Genomic DNA, 18925 nt, shown 5'->3' on the forward strand with positions numbered 1-18925 from the left:
ATCCTTCATAGTTAGACTAAGGATAGTATTAAGCGTATAATCTTCGACCGCCTCTGGTATAGAAGGTTACTTTTCAACGCACTAAGGAATTCAATGACTCAACAACCTTTACCTGAATCTAAAGCCAACATTCTTTTAGAGCAGATCTTTAATCATCTGAAATTTAATCGCGAGGTTGATGGATTTTCTAAACTTCGTTTTCTGAAGGAAGTTGATGATATTAGTGATTTAGAGCCTAAATTAGTGATAAAAGGCATGTTATTTCATGCTTTAGGTGAGTTTGATGAAGGTGAAAGTTATTTCAACAGGGCCTCAAATATGTTTGGCCCAACTCCATTTGTAGTGATAAATCATATAGGAGCTTTAACATCACTTGGGTGTTATAGGCTAATAAAAGATTATTATGTTAAATATCGTCAATCTACATCGACTACAGTCTTAGTTGAGGCGTTGGAAGATGCATGCAAGTATAGCCAGTTAGATGTAATTATTTTAATTCTTAATGCCTTAGAACCTATGGAGGTTGGCTTGGAAGAATTTAAAGCTCAGCTAGAAGATGCCAAGTATAAGCGGGAGTTATTGTCTAATGTTTATGAAAATTATGGTCTAGACCAGTCTACTGTAGACCAGCATGTGGATGCGGCTTTAAAAGTTCTTGAAGAAAGAAAGGTAAAATATAAATCATGCGGGATGAATCTTTATGACTCAGAAGGTATAGATATATATTTTCAAATAGAAGCCTCTACTCAAGAGTTGCTGGAACTTAATGAAGAACTAGTAGATGTTGTCATAGAAGACGATATTATGCATTCATGTGTGACAACTCGATTTAGGCCCTACAGCTAATTACATTGGAGGTAATATGGCAGTCTGTTCCGCGGATTTTTATTCACAAGCTGAAAGTGCTCTAGCAAACTCTATAGGTGAGATTTCATCAAGGTGTTGCGTTAAAAACTCTTACTATGCAGCTTTTCATAAAGTAAATGAAATATTAACTTCTGAGCCAGCTAAATATTGTGGTACAGGTGTTCATCAAAGCTTCATTGATTACTTGCTAACTGAGGCTTTTAGGCATGAGCCGAACATAGAGAAGAATAAACTTAAAAGGCTTGCTCTAATGTTAAAAGAAATGAGAAATGCTAGAGCTCAGGCAGATTACATTCTTGATGATACTGTCACTGAAAGTGATGCAAATTTGCAATTGGCGACATCAAAAAAACTCTTTACATTGTGTGATGAAATTGAAGCAACAAAAGTTGCATAATATATGGTATGTGCTGTAACCGGTTCATCACAGCAACAAGTCAAAGCATCAGGCGTAGCTATCAGGTATCAATAAGTGCGCATAGTGCGCATAGTGCGCAGTATTAAGTTATTGATATAAATAGTTAAGTTTAAATCGAGCAAGTATCATCTGCGCAAATTTGCGATTAAATACGTTTAGGTAAAGATACTGCGCATATTACTGCGCAGTATCTTTACTGAATTAGCTAATAAAGGTAAATAAGAAAGTATTATGAGCCTCTTATTAATTAAGTTGCTTGTTTCCTCGCAATACTAGCCGCTTTTAACAATAGCTCTGCCGATACTTCTAATGTATCTGCTGTCATTTCAAAGCAATTTAATTTATGGCAGTCATTAGCAATTGCAATATTGGACAGTGACAACGATTTTATTATTAACTCGTAAGCCTCTTCGCTAAAGTTATTTTCATAATCTACTTTTTCTAATTTATTCATGGTTCACCATTTAAATCAATGAACACACTTTAAGGTGTGACACCTTTCACTATGAAAGGTATCTGTAGCTATCAGCCAGAAAAATAGAAACGAAAATTGATACGATGTATTCACTCCAATGTGTTTTAACAATCATTGGCTCTGAAATTTTCTTCGCTATTATCGGGCGCAACTCATAAAACTTTTTAGTGTCAGAGTTTTTGTTCCGTGAACAATGTAAATTGAGGAAACTTTTTAAATAGCGCTCGAAGTCGAGGCTTAGGCGAACTGGTGGTTTCTTTCGCTTGTAGATGGGAGGCGATATGCGTTCAATATCTTCAAATTTAAAGGTGAATGTCATATCTCTTATTGATTGTTTTTAATAATAAACTTACCTTTAGACTAACTTTTATTAAGTCGATGTCAATAAAATTTGTTTATTAAAGTAAACACAGCTAAGTTTATGATATAAAAGAATCGGGCAATAAAATTTCAACAGGGCGCTATGCGCAACAGCATGAAATAAGGAGATAACCATGCTAGATAAACTTACCAACTTAACAGTTATTCCCGTTGGATATGGCGAACACTGTAACTTCACATTACGCATAGATACTGAGTCAGAGCATTTAGAAGCGTATTTTAATAAGAACGATACCAAAGCGACGATTGCTTACAAGCTTCGTACTTTGGCTAATAAGGTGGAGGGAGGAGAGCAGTGAAGAAGTTAGGTTCTTGGGTTAAATTGATATCGTTGGTATACGTATTAATTCTTTTTTTACTTTTATTTTTGTATGACGCTTTTGTTCCTAATGGTTCATGGGGGTCGTTTAGTGATATAGCCATTGCTGCTTTCACGTTTTTAATATCTTTAGCGACTTCTTTGCTATTCTTTGCGGCTTGGTTTGCAGGTAAATCATGGAAGGTTGAAAGGGAGTTTGATCAAGCTTCAGAAGTTATTGGAAAATTTGTTCACTTTTACTCCCATTGCTTAGATGCAAGGGGTTTACAAGTTAAAACATTCATTTACCTAAATGAAATTAAAGATTCAACTCAAACAGAAGCTGAGTTATATGAAAAGCATAGTGGAAATAATGTTGAGTTAAATAAAGCTGTTGATAATCTAAAATCTCAACTAGCAGCAAAATCGGAAGCAATGGCTAGGGCAGAGCAAGATCACGCAGAAGTCATTCTTACAATAGATGCTTTAGAAAAAGACATTTTAATTATAAGTACACATTTTGAAGAATCTAAGGCCTTAATATTGCAAGAAGCACTTAATGAACTGAGAAAAGTAAAAGTCGACTTCCATGATAATTTTAATGAGAAGTTTGCACTTATATCCAGCTCACTCCTTGGCGCAGAAAGAAGTTTACCTAAATTGATTGAACCTGAATCCTTTCAAGATTATAAAGAGTTTGATGACTTTTTAGATGTTTTATTTAATTCAGAAGATTAGAAAGAAAGTATGGCTCTAATAATTAGTAACTTTAATAAGCTCAATAACTATGCCGACTTGCCCAGCGGCGTATCAGGCTTAATCGAAAAGAATAAAGACGCAACTTTCTATGGCATTGCTAGCGGCCGCTCAATGGAAGGTGTTGGCATCTTTGATGGTGATTTACTCCTTATTGATAGAAGCGCAAGAGTAAGGCAGGGCGATGTTATTGTAGTTGTTTATAACGGGCAGTTTGTTTGCAAAATAGCTGACCTTAAAAACAACCAACTAGTATCAGCGAGTGATGATTACCCGCCAGTAAAAATTAAAGAGTCTGATGAATATAATTTAGAAGGTGTAGTGACGAGCTCCGTTCGTATGCATCGTGGAAGCGTTAAAGGAACGTTGTAATATGAGAATTAGCCAAAGTAGATTTTTAAAGTATTTCTCATCAGTTCATCCATTAATTAATATCGCTTCAGCGTGCTCTTTATTTTTTTCTCTTTGTTATGAGTTCTGGCTTAATAGACTGCCTGAAACGTTTAGTTGGGGGGCAGAGCTAACACATATTTTAAGTCAAGTTTCTATAGCTATTTTTTCAAGCTATATATTCTATTTGATCGTTGTAAAAAAAAAGGAAGTGGATGATTGGGAAAACATAAAGCCAACTGTCGCTTTGTGGGTATTAAGAATAACATCAAAGCATAGGCGACAGTTAGAAGGCCTCGAGGAATCATCAGGACTTAATATTGATCAACATAGATTAGACAGTATTATGCAGGCGTTTAAACTTGTAAGCCCCAGAGAACAGTGCAAACTACGAATAAGCAGTAAAGATGGCTCTTATTTTAATTGGTACACTTCCCTGATTTATGATCAAGATGAGCTGGAAGAAATTATTGATAAGTTATTTAACATAGCACCATTTTTGGATTCAGAGTTAATAGCAATACTTAACTCTTTAGCAGGTTTAGAAGTAAAACTTCTTCTTAAATTATTGGACAACAATTTAAAGCAGGAAGATAACTTAACTTGTATTGCAGGGGCATTTTTCGGATATTCTAAGTCATGCGAGAAGCTGAATGACTATAGATTAAAACATTTAGATATCTTTTAGTTTTGTCAGTTTACTGAAAACTTGCAAACCCCCCAATCCTGATATACTATTTTCCATGTTGAAGAAATCCGCTTAGTTTATGACTGAGCGGATTTTTTTTGCTTATGCTACTTGCTATCCCAATTTGCCCGATCTTTATGGTCGGGCTTTTTTATGCGTGAAACAAAAGGCCAATCATGAAACTTTTACTTAAACGTTTTCCAACTCCCGCTGGTATCTTTGGCACATTTGGCGAACTGTATGTTGATGGCGAACTGTTTTGTTACACCGTTGAGCGTGAGTGGAAGAATAATGAAGGTTACGTGTCGTGCGTTCCTGTCGGTATTTATGACTTCTTGCCGCATGAAAGTCCACGTTATGGCGACTGCTACGCACTTGAACAAGAAAAGCTAGGTGTTACTCGTTATGGTCCATCGCAAAGAACGCATGTGCTAATGCATGTTGCAAACAAAGCGAGCCAATTAGCTGGCTGTATTGCACCAGGTGATGGACTTGGCAGTGTGAGCGGTGAATGGGCTGTTACTAACAGCGAAAACACGTTTAATAAATTAATGGACCTGCTGAATGGTCAGTCTACAACGCTGGAGATAGTAAACGCATGAGTAACATATTCACAAAGGCGATAGACTTTTTCAGCGGTGGCTTAGGATCATCAGTAGTTAATGCGGTTAAAGAGTATTACCCGCCTAGCATGAGCGAGCAGGAAAAAGCAGAGCTTGATTTTCGCATTCAAAACGCTGTAGACGAGAAAGCATTAAAGGGCCAAGAGCTAACGAACGAAGCGCAAGCAGAGTTTAATAATCGTATTGCAGAGCTGGAAGGCACAGCCAAAGACCTCAAAACAATACCTGTTCTTGGCCCCTTAATGCTTTTTTTGCGTGGATGCCAAAGACCAATATGGGGTTATTCAACTCTATACATGGATTTTATGATATTCAGCGGTAAATGGAGTGGGTTATCTGACGCTCAAGAGAGCGCGCTTTGGATTATTAATTTGTTAGTGCTTGGCTTTCTGTTCGGCGAAAGAGCAATAAAAAACGTTACGCCGCTTATCGAGCGCATTGTCAAAGCTAAACTAGGAAAAGCCTAATGCCACAAGAGACAGGTCCAATCATCAAACATTTACTGGATCTAGGACTTGGTTATGTTTGGTTTGTTTTGCTAGCTGTATGGGGTGGCACTGTGAATTACATTAACCGCCGAAAAAACGACAAGCTACCTTTTAGTATTGTTGAACTAGTTGGTGAATGGGCTGTTAGCGGTTTTGCAGGAATTATTACCGTGTTGATATGCCAAGAATTAGGTATGTCTGTAACGATAACAGCAGCCACAGCGGGTATAGCCGGTCATATGGGTGGCCGTTCAATCTTTTTGCTAGAGCGTTACTTTCAGCATCGCATTGGCATTAAGGGCAGTAACGGTGATAAGTAGTGTCAAAATGGGACGATTTAAGCGCGCTATTTCTAAAAGAGCATGCTGAAACTGGTATAGGGCCGCGTGAATTTTGCGAAAGTAATAGTATCAACTACGCGACAGCCAGAAGATATATAAAACTCCCTCAAGCTAACTTAAAGAAACCACCAAAAGCGAAAGAACGTAAAACCAAGGAAGGAAAGCAAAAGCCCGGTGTAAAGCCTGGTAGTAGAAACCTGCATTTAGTTAAGCATGGCGGTTACACAAAATATTTTAATAATGATGTGAATGAGCTTGTTGAAGCAACAACACTGGAAGATGAATTAGATCTTTGCAGAGCGCGTATTCATATGGTTATGGATGCTATTCATGGCATTCAAAAGCTATTAGATGATCCCGACACTGACAATGAGGCAAGAACACGACTTTATGAGTCAATGTTTAAAGCCGAGAATGCGCTTGATAGAAACGTCCAGCGTGTTGAGTCAATAATTAAAACATTATCAAATCTTGAAACAGATACGCTGGCTCGCGGCAAGCTGATTGTAGAAACTGCTCGCATATCACAGCAAACCAAAGCGCTTGTTCATTCTACTAAGCGTGGCAAACACCAGGCAGATATTGCAGAACATGAAGCAGTTAAAGCGCGCAAAGAAGCGGGCGGCACTAGCAAGCTCGATGATTTCATTGATAAGCGCACAGGCGGTTTAGATACCGTGGTTAGTCAGTAATGCAGCCCAAACTAGCTAAATACCCTAAAAGCACTTGGTTAACACCAGAAGAACGCTTTGAATTAGACGAAGTTGAGTTATTAGAGCGTTGCGAGCCATACCTTGATTGTTGGTGGTGGCGAATAAACAACTTATACATAATTGCTAACGAAAAGGGCCAAGAGGTTTTATTTCGTTGTCGTATAGCGCAAACAGTGCTGTTTATGACGATGTGGTTTTTAAACATCATATTAAAAGCGCGTCAATTGGGGTTTAGTACAGCAATACAGGTTTTTATCCTGGACCATGCAATGTTTAACGACAATAGGCAGTGCGGGGTAATCGCCCAGGGCAAAGACGAAGCCGGTGCAATATTTTCATCAAAGATATTATACCCCTATGAGCGGTTACCAAGTTGGTTAAAAACAGGTAAGCGCTCAGTAAAGAGTAAAACCGGCACTGGCATTAAGTTTAACAATGACTCATGGATAAGGGTTGCAGTATCGTTTCGTTCGGGAACGCTGCAGGTTTTGCACGTATCAGAATACGGCAAGATATGCGCTAACTACCCATTGCGAGCAGACGAGGTTCAATCGGGCTCACTAAACGCGGTACATGAAGGCTCTTATATTTTTATAGAGTCAACAGCCGAAGGCGCAAGCGGTAATTTCTTTGATATGTCAGTCGATGCCATGGAGCTGTTAGCGTCAGGATTAATGCTTGGCCCGCAAGACTTTAAATTTCATTTTTATCCTTGGTTTGATGATCCTAAGTATGTGGCCCCAGTACCGCCAGGCGGCCTAAAACTTTCAAAGGAAAAGGCTAAATACTTTAAAGCGGTTGACAAAGCTAATGGCGTAACGCTAACAGACGAGCAAATTAGCTGGTACATAGGCAAAGAGCGTAACCAAAAAGGCAAGATGAAGCAGGAATATCCATCTACACCGATGGAGGCTTTCTTAACGTCGGGCCGCAAAGTATTTGATAGCGATGATTTAATGCGTGCCGAAGGTCGATGCGTTAAGCCATTAATTGTTTATGACATTGAACCATACACCGGCAAGCTTAAAAAAATGAACGGTAAAGTTGATTTAAGCGCAAAAGGCGGCGATAAGTTGGCTCAGTCAACGCTTGGGTACCTGCTTATTTGGGAGCTACCCGACGATAACGAAGATTATGCGATCGGTGCCGATGTTGCCGAAGGATTGGAACACGGCGATCGCAGCTCATTAGACGTTGTTGCCAGTTCGGATGGGCGACAGGTAGCACATTGGTTCGGTCTTATAGACCCTAAGCGGTTTGCACACATAAACAAGCATATCGGACTTATGTATAACAAGGCCTACATTGGCGTTGAGCGAAACAATCACGGTCATGCAACACTTCAAGAGCTTGTTGATATTTACCCAACTAGCCGGATTTACACGGAAGAACATATTGATCGTGAAGATACGGACGAAGAAACACGCAAGGTAGGCTGGCATACAAGCGCACAATCAAAGCCAATTCTAACCAGCGGGCTAGACGAGCTACTTACTCACGATAAGGACGGCATTGTATGGCGCGGCACAGTTAATGAGCTTAATACATTTGTTTACGACAAAAAAGGTCGGATGGGCGCGCAACCAGGCGGCTTTGATGACCAGGTAATGAGCTATGCAATTGCGCAAGAAATGCGAGTAAGAATGCCTAAGCGATTAATTAAAGACAATACACCAGCACCCCATAACCCTAACTCTTGGATGGCACGATAACAGATGGCTGATCACGTAAAATCAAATAAAGACGGCTTTACGCTAGATAAGCTGTTAACCCTGCTTGGCGATATTGACAGCCAACCTGATTGGCGCACGCCAGCAACTAAAGCATGCGCGTACTATGACGGCGATCAATTAAGCGAGGCGGTAAGAAAAGTATTACGCGATCGCGGACAGCCCGAAATAGTGCATAACATGATCGGGCCTACGATTGATGGTGTGCTAGGACTTGAAGCTCGATCGCGTTCAGACCTAATGATTGTTGCCGATGATGAAAACGGTGATGATTTGGCTAAAGCATTAAATGAAAAGTTTAAAGATTCCTGGCGCTTGTCTCATGCTGATCGTGCTTGTTCAGATGCGTATGCTAGTCAATTAAAAGCTGGCATTGGCTGGGTAGAAGTTACGAAAAACCCTATTCCCTTTGCTGCGCCTTATCGTGTTAAGTTTATTCACCGCCGCGAAGTATGGTGGGATTGGAACGCACAAGAAGCTGATCGTAGTGATGCACGTTGGATGCTGCGTAAAAAATGGCTAGACCTGGACGAAGCCCTTGCAACTTTCCCTGAACACAAAGAAATTTTAAAGAACTCAGTTAATTTGTGGGAAGATTTTTACAACACGGTAGATAAAGAGCATGTAGATGATCATGCTCTTCACTCGGCATGGCACGATAGCCAAAGTTGGACACGCGGGCAAAGCGAATGGCTAGACCAAACTCGCAACCGCGTATTACTGCAAGTTATTTACTACAAAGTATGGAAACGCGCGCATGTTATTAAAATGAGCGATGGCCGCGTAATTGAATACGATAAAAACAATCAAATTCATCAAGCGGCAGTACAAAGCGGAAAGGTTACTCTTGAATACGCTGCGTTTCCTAATGTTCGTGAGGCTTGGTTTGTTGGTCCACACCGCATTATCGACAGGCCTAGTGAAGCGCCGGGCGGCATGTATAACTTAGTGCCTTTCATTGGCTACCAAAAAGATGCAAGCGGTGAACCTTATGGTTTAATCAGTCGCATGGTGCCAGCACAAGATGGTATTAACGCCCGCGTTATACGTCTTAACTACTTGCTGCAAGCACGAAGAGTAATAGCCGATGAAGATGCAACGCAGTTAAGTGATAAAAGACTAAAAGAAGAAATTGAAAAGCCGGACGGTTATATACCGTTAAATCCGGAGCGTAAAAACAAGCTAAAAGCCTCTGATGCGTTAAGCATTCAAAATGATGTAGGTATAGCAGCGCAGCAATTTAACCTCATGCAAAACGATATGAAGTTAATCCAGGACACAGCCGGCGTTTACAACTCAATGCTTGGGCAGGACAGTAACGCAACAAGTGGTATCGCTATATCTAACTTGGTTGAGCAAGGTACAACAACACTTGCCGAATTAAACGATAACTTTCATTTCTCACGTAACCGCGTAGGCGACCTGTTACTTGCTTACATCATTGAAGAGTTAAAGCCGCAAAACAACGTACAAGTAACCGCTAATCGCGACGACAAAGCTAAGCGTAAGCAGATTGTACTTAATCAACCGAATGAAAGCGGCAAGCGCGATAACGATGTAGCACGCTGGAAAGGTCACTTAGCATTAGCGCCAGTTAAAGCAACGCCAACATATCGACAGCAGCAAGCAACACTCCTAAGTAATGTAATGGCACAGATACCGCCAGAAGCACAAGCAGCAACTATGCCTATGTTCGTTGAATTGATGGACCTGCCGAATAAAGAGGAGTTTTTGGCAACGTTACGCCAGGCGTTAAACATTCCTAAGTCTCAAGAAGATATGAGCGAAGAAGAACTTGCACAAGCACAAGCACAAGCTGAAAAAGCGCAGGCTATGGAGCAACTACAAATGCAAGAAATCCAAGGCAATATGGAAAAGCTTGCACTTGAGCGCGAACAGCTAAAAGTAAAAATACTTGAATTACAGAAGAAAACTGAAACAGAAGAAGTTAAAGACGACAAGTTGATAGCTGAAACTGAAAAGATTTTAAGCGAAGTGCGACGTAGCAATGCTGAGATAGCAGCGATGAAATCAAACGTGCAAGCAAACATTCAACAGCAACTAGACGCAATACAGGTGTAGCGATGAAACAACTAGAAAGCCTTGACCACATACCGGAAGAACATATGGAGCAGATCAAGGCCATTGCCAAAATGTGCCACGAAGTCCACCGCGCTTACACTGCGGTAATGCGTGATCCGTTAAAGCACTGGCATGAACTTGAGCAGCAAGATAAAGACGCTGTTATTGAACATGTAGCGTTTTTAATTTTGAACGTCGAGGCCGAAGCGAAGGCATGGCATGACGCATGGGTGGCAAAAATGATTGTTGCCGGCTGGAAGTATGGACCTAAACGCTCAATCAAAAGCAAAACGCATGAGCACCTAAAGCCATTTCATCACTTGCCAGAAAAACAGCAAGTCAAAGATGCGCTATTTCATAGCGTAGTCAAGCAAGCCATTCACGCGGGGTAAGATAAATGAGCAATAACCACGTAGAAAGAATGAAAGACGAACACAAAGAGCTAACCGTTAAGATAAAAGCACTTAACACTTTCATTCATAGCAATGAGATATTTAAAACGCTTGATGATTTGGAGCAGGCGAGAATGATTAAACAGGCTGGATTTATGGAGGCTTACGCCGAAACGCTAGCGAGCAGAATATGGGTCAATCAATAGGCCGCATAAAACACGTACTACGCAGAAATGAAGCCGCTTTGTTAACTCAAGGCGGCTTTTTTGTGCGATGCACAAACTCGCAGGGGCAGCGATACGCCTGAATTTTAATTTTCGTAACCATACGTTAAATGGTCGATGGGGCAATAAAGTGGACGAACTAGACGAGATATTAGCAAATGGCACTGATGAAGAAATCGAGGCGGCACTAGCTGGTCTTGATATTGAGGGCGGTACTTTATTTGGTGACGAAGATGGCGAAGAAGCGCCTGTAGTAGACACCAAAGCAGACGCGCCAGCGCCAGAGTCAAAGCAGGAAGTAAGCGAAACACCAGCTAAAACAGACGTAGAAGGGGAGTCGTCAACCAAAGAGGGTGAAGCACCAGAAGGTTTTGTTGAAATTAATGGTAAGTATTACGTAGAAGCAACGGATATAAGCAGCAAGAACGGTCAGCACAGTTTACCGTATGACGTACTTGTGCAAACGCGAGAGCGCGCAGCAGCAGCCGAAGCCGAACGCGAAAGACTAGCCACCGAAAAAGCAGAGCTTGAAAGCCAGTTTGCAGAATCTAAACGTGTAGCCGAGCTACATAGCAGTCAGCTAAAAGAAGCTGGAATAGATCCACGTAAACTGCCAGGTGAAATGCTAAAAGATCCTGAGCTAATGAATCGCATTAAGGACGAATACCCAGAGCTAGGCGAATTAGTTAGCGAACTTGCTAACCAAATTCAGCAGTACGGAAATAAAAGCCAACCACAAGAAGCGCCTGCACAAAACGATGTGCAAGTAGCATTTGAGCAGTCACAGCACTTAAAGCAGTGGATGAACAGTGATGCGGACAAGTGGGACATGGCACGCCTTATTGACGACAAGCTCGCAAAAGACCCATCGTTTGCAAACAAACCAGTAGCAGAACGTTTTAAAGAAGTTGAAAAGCGCGTTCAAAGCGCGTTTGGCGAACAGCATAAGCCCAAGCCAAGCAGCAGCGGAACGTCTGCACCTATTCCAAATACCCCAACTGATTTAGGCTCGCAAGCCAACGACTCAAGCGCTAACGCAAACTTACTAGATAAAGATGCCGGTACTATCACGGATCAAATGGCAAGTATGACCGAAGCGCAAATTGAGGCGATGCTTGAGAGCGCGTCAGACTTTCTCTAGGAAATTAAAATGAGCACAATTACAAGAGCGCAAGCAGCCAAGGCGTTTGGCGCTGCCCTGTTTACCCACACTCGTCGTCAAAATACGTTTGTGAATATGTTAACCGGCGCAGCTCCAAAAGCGGCAAAGGCAGACACGGCACATAACAAAAAGCAAACTGAAAAGGGCGCACCTATTGTTATGATCAACGACTTACAAAGCCAAGCGGGCGACGCGGTAGAAATGGACTTGTTCCATAATCTAGGCGGTTTGCCAACAATGGGCGATAAAAAACTAGAAGGCCGAGGCGAGAGCTTGAGCAAGACAGTATTTGAATTGCGCATTGACCAAGGCCGTAAGATGGTTGATAGCGGTGGCAAAATGTCACAAAAGCGTACTAAGCATAATTTGCTTACAACGGCTAAAACACTACTAGGTAACTACTACAACGACCTTAAAGACGAGGTTGCTATGTACCACCTTGCTGGTGCGCGTGGTTCATTTGCCCCGGAAGATATTATTATCCCACTTGAAAGCCATGAAGAATTTAAAGAAATCATGGTTAACGACGTAACGGCACCTACATATGACCGCCATATCTTTGGTGGTGATGCGACTAGCCTTGAAACCGTTGATGCTGCGGATATTATGACGCTAGAAAAGTTAGATGATTTAGCGCTTATTCTTGAAGAGCAATCAAACCCGATGAAACACATCACGTTTGAAGCGGATCAGATGGCGAATGAGTCACCGTTCTTCTTGCTGTTTGTTACTCCGCGTCAATGGCGTGACCTGTGGGCTTCTGCGACTGATAAAAAGCTACAAGAGCTACAATCACGCGCGATTAAACGCGGCCAAGGTTTCAATCACCCGGTATTCAAAGGCGATGTGATCATGTGGCGTAACATTCTTGTACGTCAATATCGTAAGCCAGTGCGCTTTTATGCGGGCGATACGGTTACTGTATCTAACAATGACAAACTTGCAACGACCAAGCAGGTTACTGCAGGCGTAGACATTGACCGCGCTATCTTATTAGGTGGCCAGGCACTTGCTAACGCATACGGTAAGTCTGATTCAGGCTCGCACTTCTCTATGACTACTGAGAAAACCGACCATGGCAACGCCAATGAAACAGCAATCGTATGGATGAATGGCTGTAAGAAAGTACGCTTCTCTGATAAGTCAGGCCGCGTAAACGATTACGGTACCATGGTCCTTGATACTGCCGTTACGCTTTAATTTAGCTGGCGGCTTAGGTCGCCTTTTATTCGTTAACTAATTGGAATAACACCATGAAAGAAACATTTTACAAAGGCGCTGCGGGCAATTTATCAATGCACAGCGTTACCCTGGCCTTAGCGGCGTTAGCAGTAAATGGCGTGGCCGTTGCATCTGCAAACTTGCCTATCGGTACACAAATTACTGCCGTTCGCATTATCAATGACGCGCTTGGCGCTGATACAGAAGTGACCGCACAAGTGGTTAGTCGCAATGGCGATTCAGCCGATTTAGCTGCGTTCTCAACAGTGGCGGCAGGTGATGGCGTTACTTACATTAAGCCACACTACGTTGGCGATGAAGGCCCTAGCGACTTAGTGGTTAAGAATACCGGCACTGGCGCAGCTACCGGCGAAGTGGTGCTGCAAATTGAGTACCGTTACAAAGGCTACTAAGTCTTTTTCGATACACGTTTAAATCTAGCCCTGCGTTTGCGGGGCTTTTTTATTGGGAATAACCATGACTACTAAAACTAATATTGTCTACATTGGCAGTAAGCCATTTAAAAAAGACACTGTATGCGGTACGCGCTTAGTATTTAAACAGCTAGAGCCAGTGCCAGTGGATAATGATTTACTGCAACGCTTTTTAAGTTACCCAAAAGTGTGGGTGCTTGAGTCTGAGCTAGAAGTCGTTATCGAACGACTAGAAGCAGAGCAAGAAGCGGAACAGCAAAAGCGTTTAGCCGCGGAAGAAGCTGAAAAGAAAGCCATTAAAGATGCGGATCTTACTGTTGAAGTGGGCGGCGAAACTATCGACCTGGGCAAATACAGCTCTTCACAGCTTGATACCTTTGTTGTTGCGCACGATCTGGTTATTGAAGGCGCTAAAAAGCCGTTACCCGCTTACAAGCTAAGAGTACGCGACGCAGTACGTGCGCTATCTGCTACTGAAAACGGCGGAGAGTAACCAATGGCGCAACTATCTAGCTTGATCCCGTTGGTTCGTGAGCGCTGCGGGGGCGTTCTTGATCAAATGGCAAAGGACCAACTAGGTCGCGCCTATCAAAAGTTTTGTTATGAGTCTCGTTTTTTAGCTCGCACTCAAGAAATTGAGCAAGGGCAAAGCGGGGAGCTTAACATTGATAGTGATCACGTATTTGTAAGTGTTGATTTTGTTTTAGATGCTAATGGGCGCGAGCTTAAAAGCGCACAAGATTACACGGTATCAGCCGACGGCAAAATAACGGCGCTCGGTACCACTTCAAAAATGCGTGTGTTTTACCATATCGCCCCGCAATTTATGCTGCCCAATGAATTTGAAGCAGATAACACCATTGTTAATCGGTGGGCCGATGCTATCGCAGATGGCGCAGCCGCAAACCTGTTAATGATGCCTAGCACTCAATGGACCGACTTATCAAAGTCTGACTACTTTAAACGCCGTTTTACCGATGGCTACCGCGATGCCTTCCAAGTTGCTATTGAAGCCCTGGACGAGCAAAGACCAACACAACCAAGAGTATTTTTCTAATGGCTATAGTTACATCAAATGAAATCATGCAACGCGTTAATAAGTTGCTAAACGATCCTGGCTTTACTCGCTGGCCTAAAGACGAGCTGTTAAATTACTTAAACGATGCACAGCGCGCCATTGTATTACGCCGCCCTGACTCTTACACCGTTGACGTTGACGACTTTGCATGTGTAGTCGGGGTAAAGCAGTCATTACCAGCCGACGCGCTTAAGTTAATTGATATACCGCGTAACGCCAGCGGTAAAGCTATTCGTGGTCCTTATAATCGCCAGGTCCTCGATGATAACTACGACACCTGGTATGCGGGCAAAACCGCTACAGAAGTAGAGCTTTATATTTATGACGAGCGCAACCCTAAAACATTCTACGTTTACCCTGGCGTTGTTGCTGATATTAATTTAACCCTTGTTTACTCTAAAGCGCCGCCGGCGATTGATTCAGCTGCCAACGATTCGAGCGAAGTTATCGCACTTGATGATGTGTATGTAAACGCCATTATTGAATGGATTTTATACCGCGCGTACATGAAAGATGCGGAATATGCAGCCAACCCAAACAAGAGTCAAATGCACATGAACGCATTTAGAAGCCAGCTAGGCGAAAAAAGCCAGGCTGACGTTGCGATGATGGGCGAAGAGAAAGGAAACTAACATGACGGCAAGCGCAGGCGCGTGGTATCGCGTAGGTACGGTAAACGTAACTAAAAATAATGCCGCCGTTACCGGTGTAGGTAGCAGCTGGCAAAATGACGTTATTGCTATCGCTATTGGTGATGCATTCACTATAGATGCAAAGACCTGGTATGAAGTAATCGCAGTTGATAGCGACACAAGCATTACGCTTGATCGCGGCTTTGAAGGTACAACGGCAAGTGGTACTAATTACGCCATTTTAAGAAACACTTCAGGGACCATACTCACGCGCATTGCCGGCCAAATAGCTGTACAGTTCAATCAAAAGCAATTGTTTTTAGACGAGCTGCGTACCTGGTTAAACTCAACTAACGCCAGTGAAGAGCTAACTGATAGTCATGGTTTGAAGCGTTCACTTAAAACGCCGGCGCAAATGGTAGCTGATCACGATAACCGCTTGGCTGAGTTAGATGAAATCCATCCCTACCCGTGGGCTATGCGTAAAGTTGAGTTTGAAGCTAACCGTAAACAGAATAATGAAATGTTTGCTGCCAGTGGTTTTGTGCATTTTGGTAAGCATTCAACTAATTTAAGGGGACTTGTAAATCAAGGTTTGTATATAATTGACACAACAGGTTATCAGTCAGAACTTTTTCTAGGGAGAGAACTAGCAAGATTGGGGGAAAGTAAGTTTGATTATCCTGTTTTAAATATCTCAGGTATAACTACTAAATTATTAATGAGAAATGGAAAAAATCGTAACACTTACGAACTAAATTCTGTAAAACTCCCACCCGCCGAAGATGGTACACGTACTTATGACAGCGCAACAGGTAACAGCGTAAAACACTCAACACCAGCGATTGCCTTTGCAAGTGAAACCGCCACAAACAAGGTAGTAACTGACCGCGTTGATATGTGGGGCTTTGAGGCGTTCTTACGTGAAATTAATGATGCTGATCCGTTTGTGTATGCCAATGGCTTACTTCAAAGCCTAGCAGCGGATATTGACGGCATTACAACGGTTAGCGATAACGTCCGCCCTATAACCTACTTTGCATGGTATGAAGGCGATGAAAATAGTCGCGGTAGAGGCGTTAACTGGCAAACAGCAAGTGAAGCTAACCGAATTAAAATAGCCAGCGACCCAGCTAATAATATCTACTTCGATGATGAGACAGGTAAATTTTACCAATGGTGTGTTCGTGGTCGAAGCTTTGCAGGTGCGGGCAATGGGGATTGGGGCAATTTACATACAGACATAGATGCCCAATACTTAGATTATTCAGTTTCTAGTCCTGTGATACACTTAAGACCGCAAGGAAAAAACAGTACACCATTACCAGACGGCGCAGGATTCCCTCTTTACTCCGCGAGAGTTAGAGTTGATGATGTTTCTCATCCTAGAGTGCAAGAATCAAAGGGCATCTTTGGTGCTATGTTTGGAATTAGTGCGGTAGATACAAGCGCAGGTATTAATGGAGAATGTTATTTCCTAGTCTGCGGCGCAGTTAATCGCCTAAACCAAGGAGCTTATCATCCAAGCTTCAACAGTTCAGGCACAGCATATTCAACCAATGGTATTAACCTTGATAACCGAACATTCTGGGATTCAAGCTCTTCAGCCCTAACCTCTACACTTGACACATTTACAAATGCCTGTACAGCAAATTTTGCAGATGGATCTACAGATACTACTTCTGTCAATGGTAGATACCCAAGACCAGACGGGCGTTTCTATGACGCAATCTACGCTAGCGGACAAGGCGGTGTTTGCCGAGATATGCGCTACTCTGCTTGGGGATTGAAAGCTGAAGATTTTGCCGAGGCAGATTTAGCTGTTAAGTCAGGCGAATACCGAGGTAGAGAGAAGTTAAAACTTACAAAAATCATAAAAACTACCGACTCTGCTAACGCACAAGGGTCAGGGGTAAGCCCCTTAGGCGGTACAGAAGAATTTAGTGTAGGGGATACTGTTTTCGTCCATGGTATTGATGGGGTATATAGAAAGAGAATTATATCTTCGGTTAGTCATAGTACCATTATTTTTTCAGAATTAGTAAGTCGATCTGCAAGCGGAACAATAGTGCATGAGAAGGAAACAGGTATATCTATTTCGGAAGAGTACACTCATGTTGATGTTATTGGTGACCCTGTAGTTATTCTTCAAACGGAGGATCTTAAAGATGGGTGGCAAGGCAGTTGGATACCAATAATCCCCAGTGGAATAGACCAAGAGTTTAAACTTACACGTCCCAAAATATCTAGTCTACCGGTAAGTCGCTTTGGGGGTGGTAATGGTGAGATATGGGAATTTTACCCAACCACGCACTCTTGGAATACAGGCACTCTTCAAGCCGCAAATTCTTTTCGTAACACTATGCTCGTTGGTACGGTTGTAGTTTTTCCCTACAAAACTAAAGCCCGAGTGACGGCAAAAAGTGCAAATAGTGTAGTTTATGGGGGGATTTCGGGGTTAGGTTCAATCTGTAGTACTGAGTCCTCAGATTTAAGAGGTGGGGCTGTACTGCTGTACTCTTTAACGAGTAAAGTTGGTACTTCCTCTGTCAGTACAAACAAAGTAGTTGAAATCCCTTGGTTAAGGGCAGTTATTTTTCCGACAACAAAGCTTATAGATATAAACAGCCTAATGGAGCATCCCCCGATACCCCTAGCCCCCCCGAGTAATAATAGTTCAGGAGTTAAAGCCCTAAACTATAACGTAGAAGAAAACCAACAGGGTTTTATTAACTACGCCTATACAGAGCTTAAACACGATGGCACAGACTGGGGTGACGATAGCAAAATACATATTGTAGACAACCAAGCAACACGGCTAGACGATAACGGCAATACCGTACTTTACGGGACTGCTAGAATAGTAGAGCCACTAGGGTGGATTAAAAATGACAAGTAAATTATTTGAGTTTATCGTTTTAGATGAAAAGCAAAGTCCTATTTTAAACGAAAAAGGTTTGCCAACGTTACGCGCTCGACCCGACACTAAAACCGAGCAAGATATTGAGCGATTAATTTCGCTCGGTAAACCTATAGCCGTGATTAATAAATTTGCTGAATTAGTAAGCTTAGGCGAGCAGTGGAATTGGGCGCAAGACTACTTTAATTACTTAGTTGATCTAGACAAAGTAAACGAGTACAACGCTAATTTACCTGAGCCAATAGAAAACGACGATGGTATAACAGCCGAAGTAGAACCAAAGCCACTACCTATTGAGCCATTACACCCCGAAGTTAGAACCGTTGAGCAAGTGCTAGCGCCTTACCAAAGAAAGCTAACTAAGATGGCAGGTATAGAAGTGAAGGGCGTTAACGTATCGCTAAACGAAACTAACCAAAATGGCTTATCTGCTTTAAAGTCTGCCTTTGACTTAGCTACCGAATTTGATGCGGGAGATCAGTTTTTCCCGATTAAGTTTAATGCCGAAACAGCAACTGGCGAGCAGGTTGTAGAGCTAGTTGATGAAGCAGAATTTAAGCAGTTTGGTTTGCAATTCATCATGGCTCGAAAAGCTTACTTTGAATAGGGGTA

Annotated in this window: 23 protein-coding genes; 22 read left to right on the top strand and 1 reads right to left on the bottom strand. The window is 42.3% G+C overall.

Annotation, left to right across the window (positions count from 1 at the left end):
- Positions 1-93: 93 nt before the first annotated feature.
- A complete protein-coding gene (locus tag PNIG_RS06670) occupies positions 94-846 on the top strand; it encodes a hypothetical protein (protein ID WP_089368065.1) in 753 nt (250 codons plus the stop codon).
- 16 nt (positions 847-862) lie between these two features.
- Positions 863-1264 (top strand): hypothetical protein, encoded by a 402-nt coding sequence (locus PNIG_RS06675; protein WP_089368066.1) that lies wholly within the window; start codon positions 863-865, stop codon positions 1262-1264.
- A gap of 268 nt (positions 1265-1532) precedes the next feature.
- Here PNIG_RS06675 and PNIG_RS06680 read toward each other — a convergent pair whose 3' ends face one another.
- Positions 1533-1739: a hypothetical protein gene (locus PNIG_RS06680; protein ID WP_089368067.1), complete on the bottom strand. Its 207-nt coding sequence runs from the start codon at positions 1737-1739 to the stop codon at positions 1533-1535.
- A gap of 515 nt (positions 1740-2254) precedes the next feature.
- On the opposite strand from PNIG_RS06680, the gene PNIG_RS06685 reads away from it, so the two are divergent.
- From PNIG_RS06685 to PNIG_RS06780, 20 genes are all read left to right on the top strand, one after another.
- Entirely contained in the window at positions 2255-2440 is a 186-nt protein-coding gene (locus PNIG_RS06685; RefSeq protein ID WP_089368068.1) for a hypothetical protein, read from the top strand.
- Positions 2437-3177: a hypothetical protein gene (locus PNIG_RS06690; protein ID WP_089368069.1), complete on the top strand. Its 741-nt coding sequence runs from the start codon at positions 2437-2439 to the stop codon at positions 3175-3177. The genes PNIG_RS06685 and PNIG_RS06690 overlap by 4 nt, the downstream gene beginning before the upstream one ends.
- A 9-nt stretch (positions 3178-3186) precedes the next feature.
- Positions 3187-3567 (top strand): LexA family protein, encoded by a 381-nt coding sequence (locus tag PNIG_RS06695; RefSeq protein ID WP_089368070.1) that lies wholly within the window; start codon positions 3187-3189, stop codon positions 3565-3567.
- A gap of 1 nt (position 3568) precedes the next feature.
- On the top strand, positions 3569-4273 hold the full coding sequence (locus PNIG_RS06700; protein WP_089368071.1) for a hypothetical protein: 705 nt from the start codon (positions 3569-3571) through the stop codon (positions 4271-4273).
- A gap of 176 nt (positions 4274-4449) precedes the next feature.
- The gene (locus PNIG_RS06705) at positions 4450-4875 is read left to right on the top strand and encodes a DUF5675 family protein (protein ID WP_089368072.1); all 426 of its coding nucleotides are present in this window, start codon (positions 4450-4452) and stop codon (positions 4873-4875) included.
- On the top strand, positions 4872-5363 hold the full coding sequence (locus tag PNIG_RS06710; protein WP_089368073.1) for a hypothetical protein: 492 nt from the start codon (positions 4872-4874) through the stop codon (positions 5361-5363). The genes PNIG_RS06705 and PNIG_RS06710 overlap by 4 nt, the downstream gene beginning before the upstream one ends.
- Positions 5363-5704: a phage holin family protein gene (locus PNIG_RS06715; protein WP_089368074.1), complete on the top strand. Its 342-nt coding sequence runs from the start codon at positions 5363-5365 to the stop codon at positions 5702-5704. Before PNIG_RS06710 ends, PNIG_RS06715 begins: the two co-directional genes overlap by 1 nt.
- Complete coding sequence (locus PNIG_RS06720) at positions 5704-6417, top strand: hypothetical protein (protein WP_089368075.1); 714 nt, start codon at positions 5704-5706, stop codon at positions 6415-6417. Before PNIG_RS06715 ends, PNIG_RS06720 begins: the two co-directional genes overlap by 1 nt.
- Complete coding sequence (locus PNIG_RS06725; RefSeq protein WP_208619491.1) at positions 6417-8150, top strand: terminase large subunit; 1734 nt, start codon at positions 6417-6419, stop codon at positions 8148-8150. The genes PNIG_RS06720 and PNIG_RS06725 overlap by 1 nt, the downstream gene beginning before the upstream one ends.
- Before the next feature lie 3 nt (positions 8151-8153).
- Positions 8154-10250, top strand: a complete 2097-nt coding sequence (locus tag PNIG_RS06730) for a portal protein (protein WP_089368076.1) — start codon at positions 8154-8156, stop codon at positions 10248-10250.
- 2 nt (positions 10251-10252) lie between these two features.
- Positions 10253-10642 (top strand): RyR domain-containing protein, encoded by a 390-nt coding sequence (locus PNIG_RS06735; protein ID WP_089368077.1) that lies wholly within the window; start codon positions 10253-10255, stop codon positions 10640-10642.
- 5 nt (positions 10643-10647) lie between these two features.
- Positions 10648-10848, top strand: a complete 201-nt coding sequence (locus tag PNIG_RS06740) for a crAss001_48 related protein (protein ID WP_089368078.1) — start codon at positions 10648-10650, stop codon at positions 10846-10848.
- Positions 10849-10915: 67 nt separating this feature from the next.
- Positions 10916-12007, top strand: coding sequence for a hypothetical protein (locus tag PNIG_RS06745; RefSeq protein WP_089368079.1), 1092 nt, complete (start codon positions 10916-10918; stop codon positions 12005-12007).
- A 9-nt stretch (positions 12008-12016) separates the two neighbouring features.
- Positions 12017-13228: a N4-gp56 family major capsid protein gene (locus tag PNIG_RS06750; protein ID WP_089368080.1), complete on the top strand. Its 1212-nt coding sequence runs from the start codon at positions 12017-12019 to the stop codon at positions 13226-13228.
- A gap of 53 nt (positions 13229-13281) precedes the next feature.
- Entirely contained in the window at positions 13282-13662 is a 381-nt protein-coding gene (locus PNIG_RS06755) for a hypothetical protein (RefSeq protein WP_089368081.1), read from the top strand.
- Positions 13663-13726: 64 nt separating this feature from the next.
- Positions 13727-14176, top strand: a complete 450-nt coding sequence (locus PNIG_RS06760; RefSeq protein WP_089368082.1) for a hypothetical protein — start codon at positions 13727-13729, stop codon at positions 14174-14176.
- 3 nt (positions 14177-14179) lie between these two features.
- Positions 14180-14740 carry a hypothetical protein gene (locus tag PNIG_RS06765; protein WP_089368083.1) on the top strand — a complete coding sequence of 187 codons (561 nt, stop codon included), beginning with the start codon at positions 14180-14182 and terminating at the stop codon, positions 14738-14740.
- Complete coding sequence (locus PNIG_RS06770) at positions 14740-15393, top strand: phage adaptor protein (RefSeq protein WP_089368084.1); 654 nt, start codon at positions 14740-14742, stop codon at positions 15391-15393. The genes PNIG_RS06765 and PNIG_RS06770 overlap by 1 nt, the downstream gene beginning before the upstream one ends.
- 1 nt (position 15394) lies before the next feature.
- The gene (locus tag PNIG_RS06775) at positions 15395-18292 is read left to right on the top strand and encodes a hypothetical protein (protein WP_089368085.1); all 2898 of its coding nucleotides are present in this window, start codon (positions 15395-15397) and stop codon (positions 18290-18292) included.
- Positions 18282-18920: a hypothetical protein gene (locus PNIG_RS06780; RefSeq protein ID WP_089368086.1), complete on the top strand. Its 639-nt coding sequence runs from the start codon at positions 18282-18284 to the stop codon at positions 18918-18920. The genes PNIG_RS06775 and PNIG_RS06780 overlap by 11 nt, the downstream gene beginning before the upstream one ends.
- The last annotated feature ends 5 nt before the right edge of the window (positions 18921-18925 follow it).

This window comes from Pseudoalteromonas nigrifaciens (genome assembly GCF_002221505.1).
Taxonomy (GTDB): Bacteria; Pseudomonadota; Gammaproteobacteria; order Enterobacterales; family Alteromonadaceae; genus Pseudoalteromonas; species Pseudoalteromonas nigrifaciens.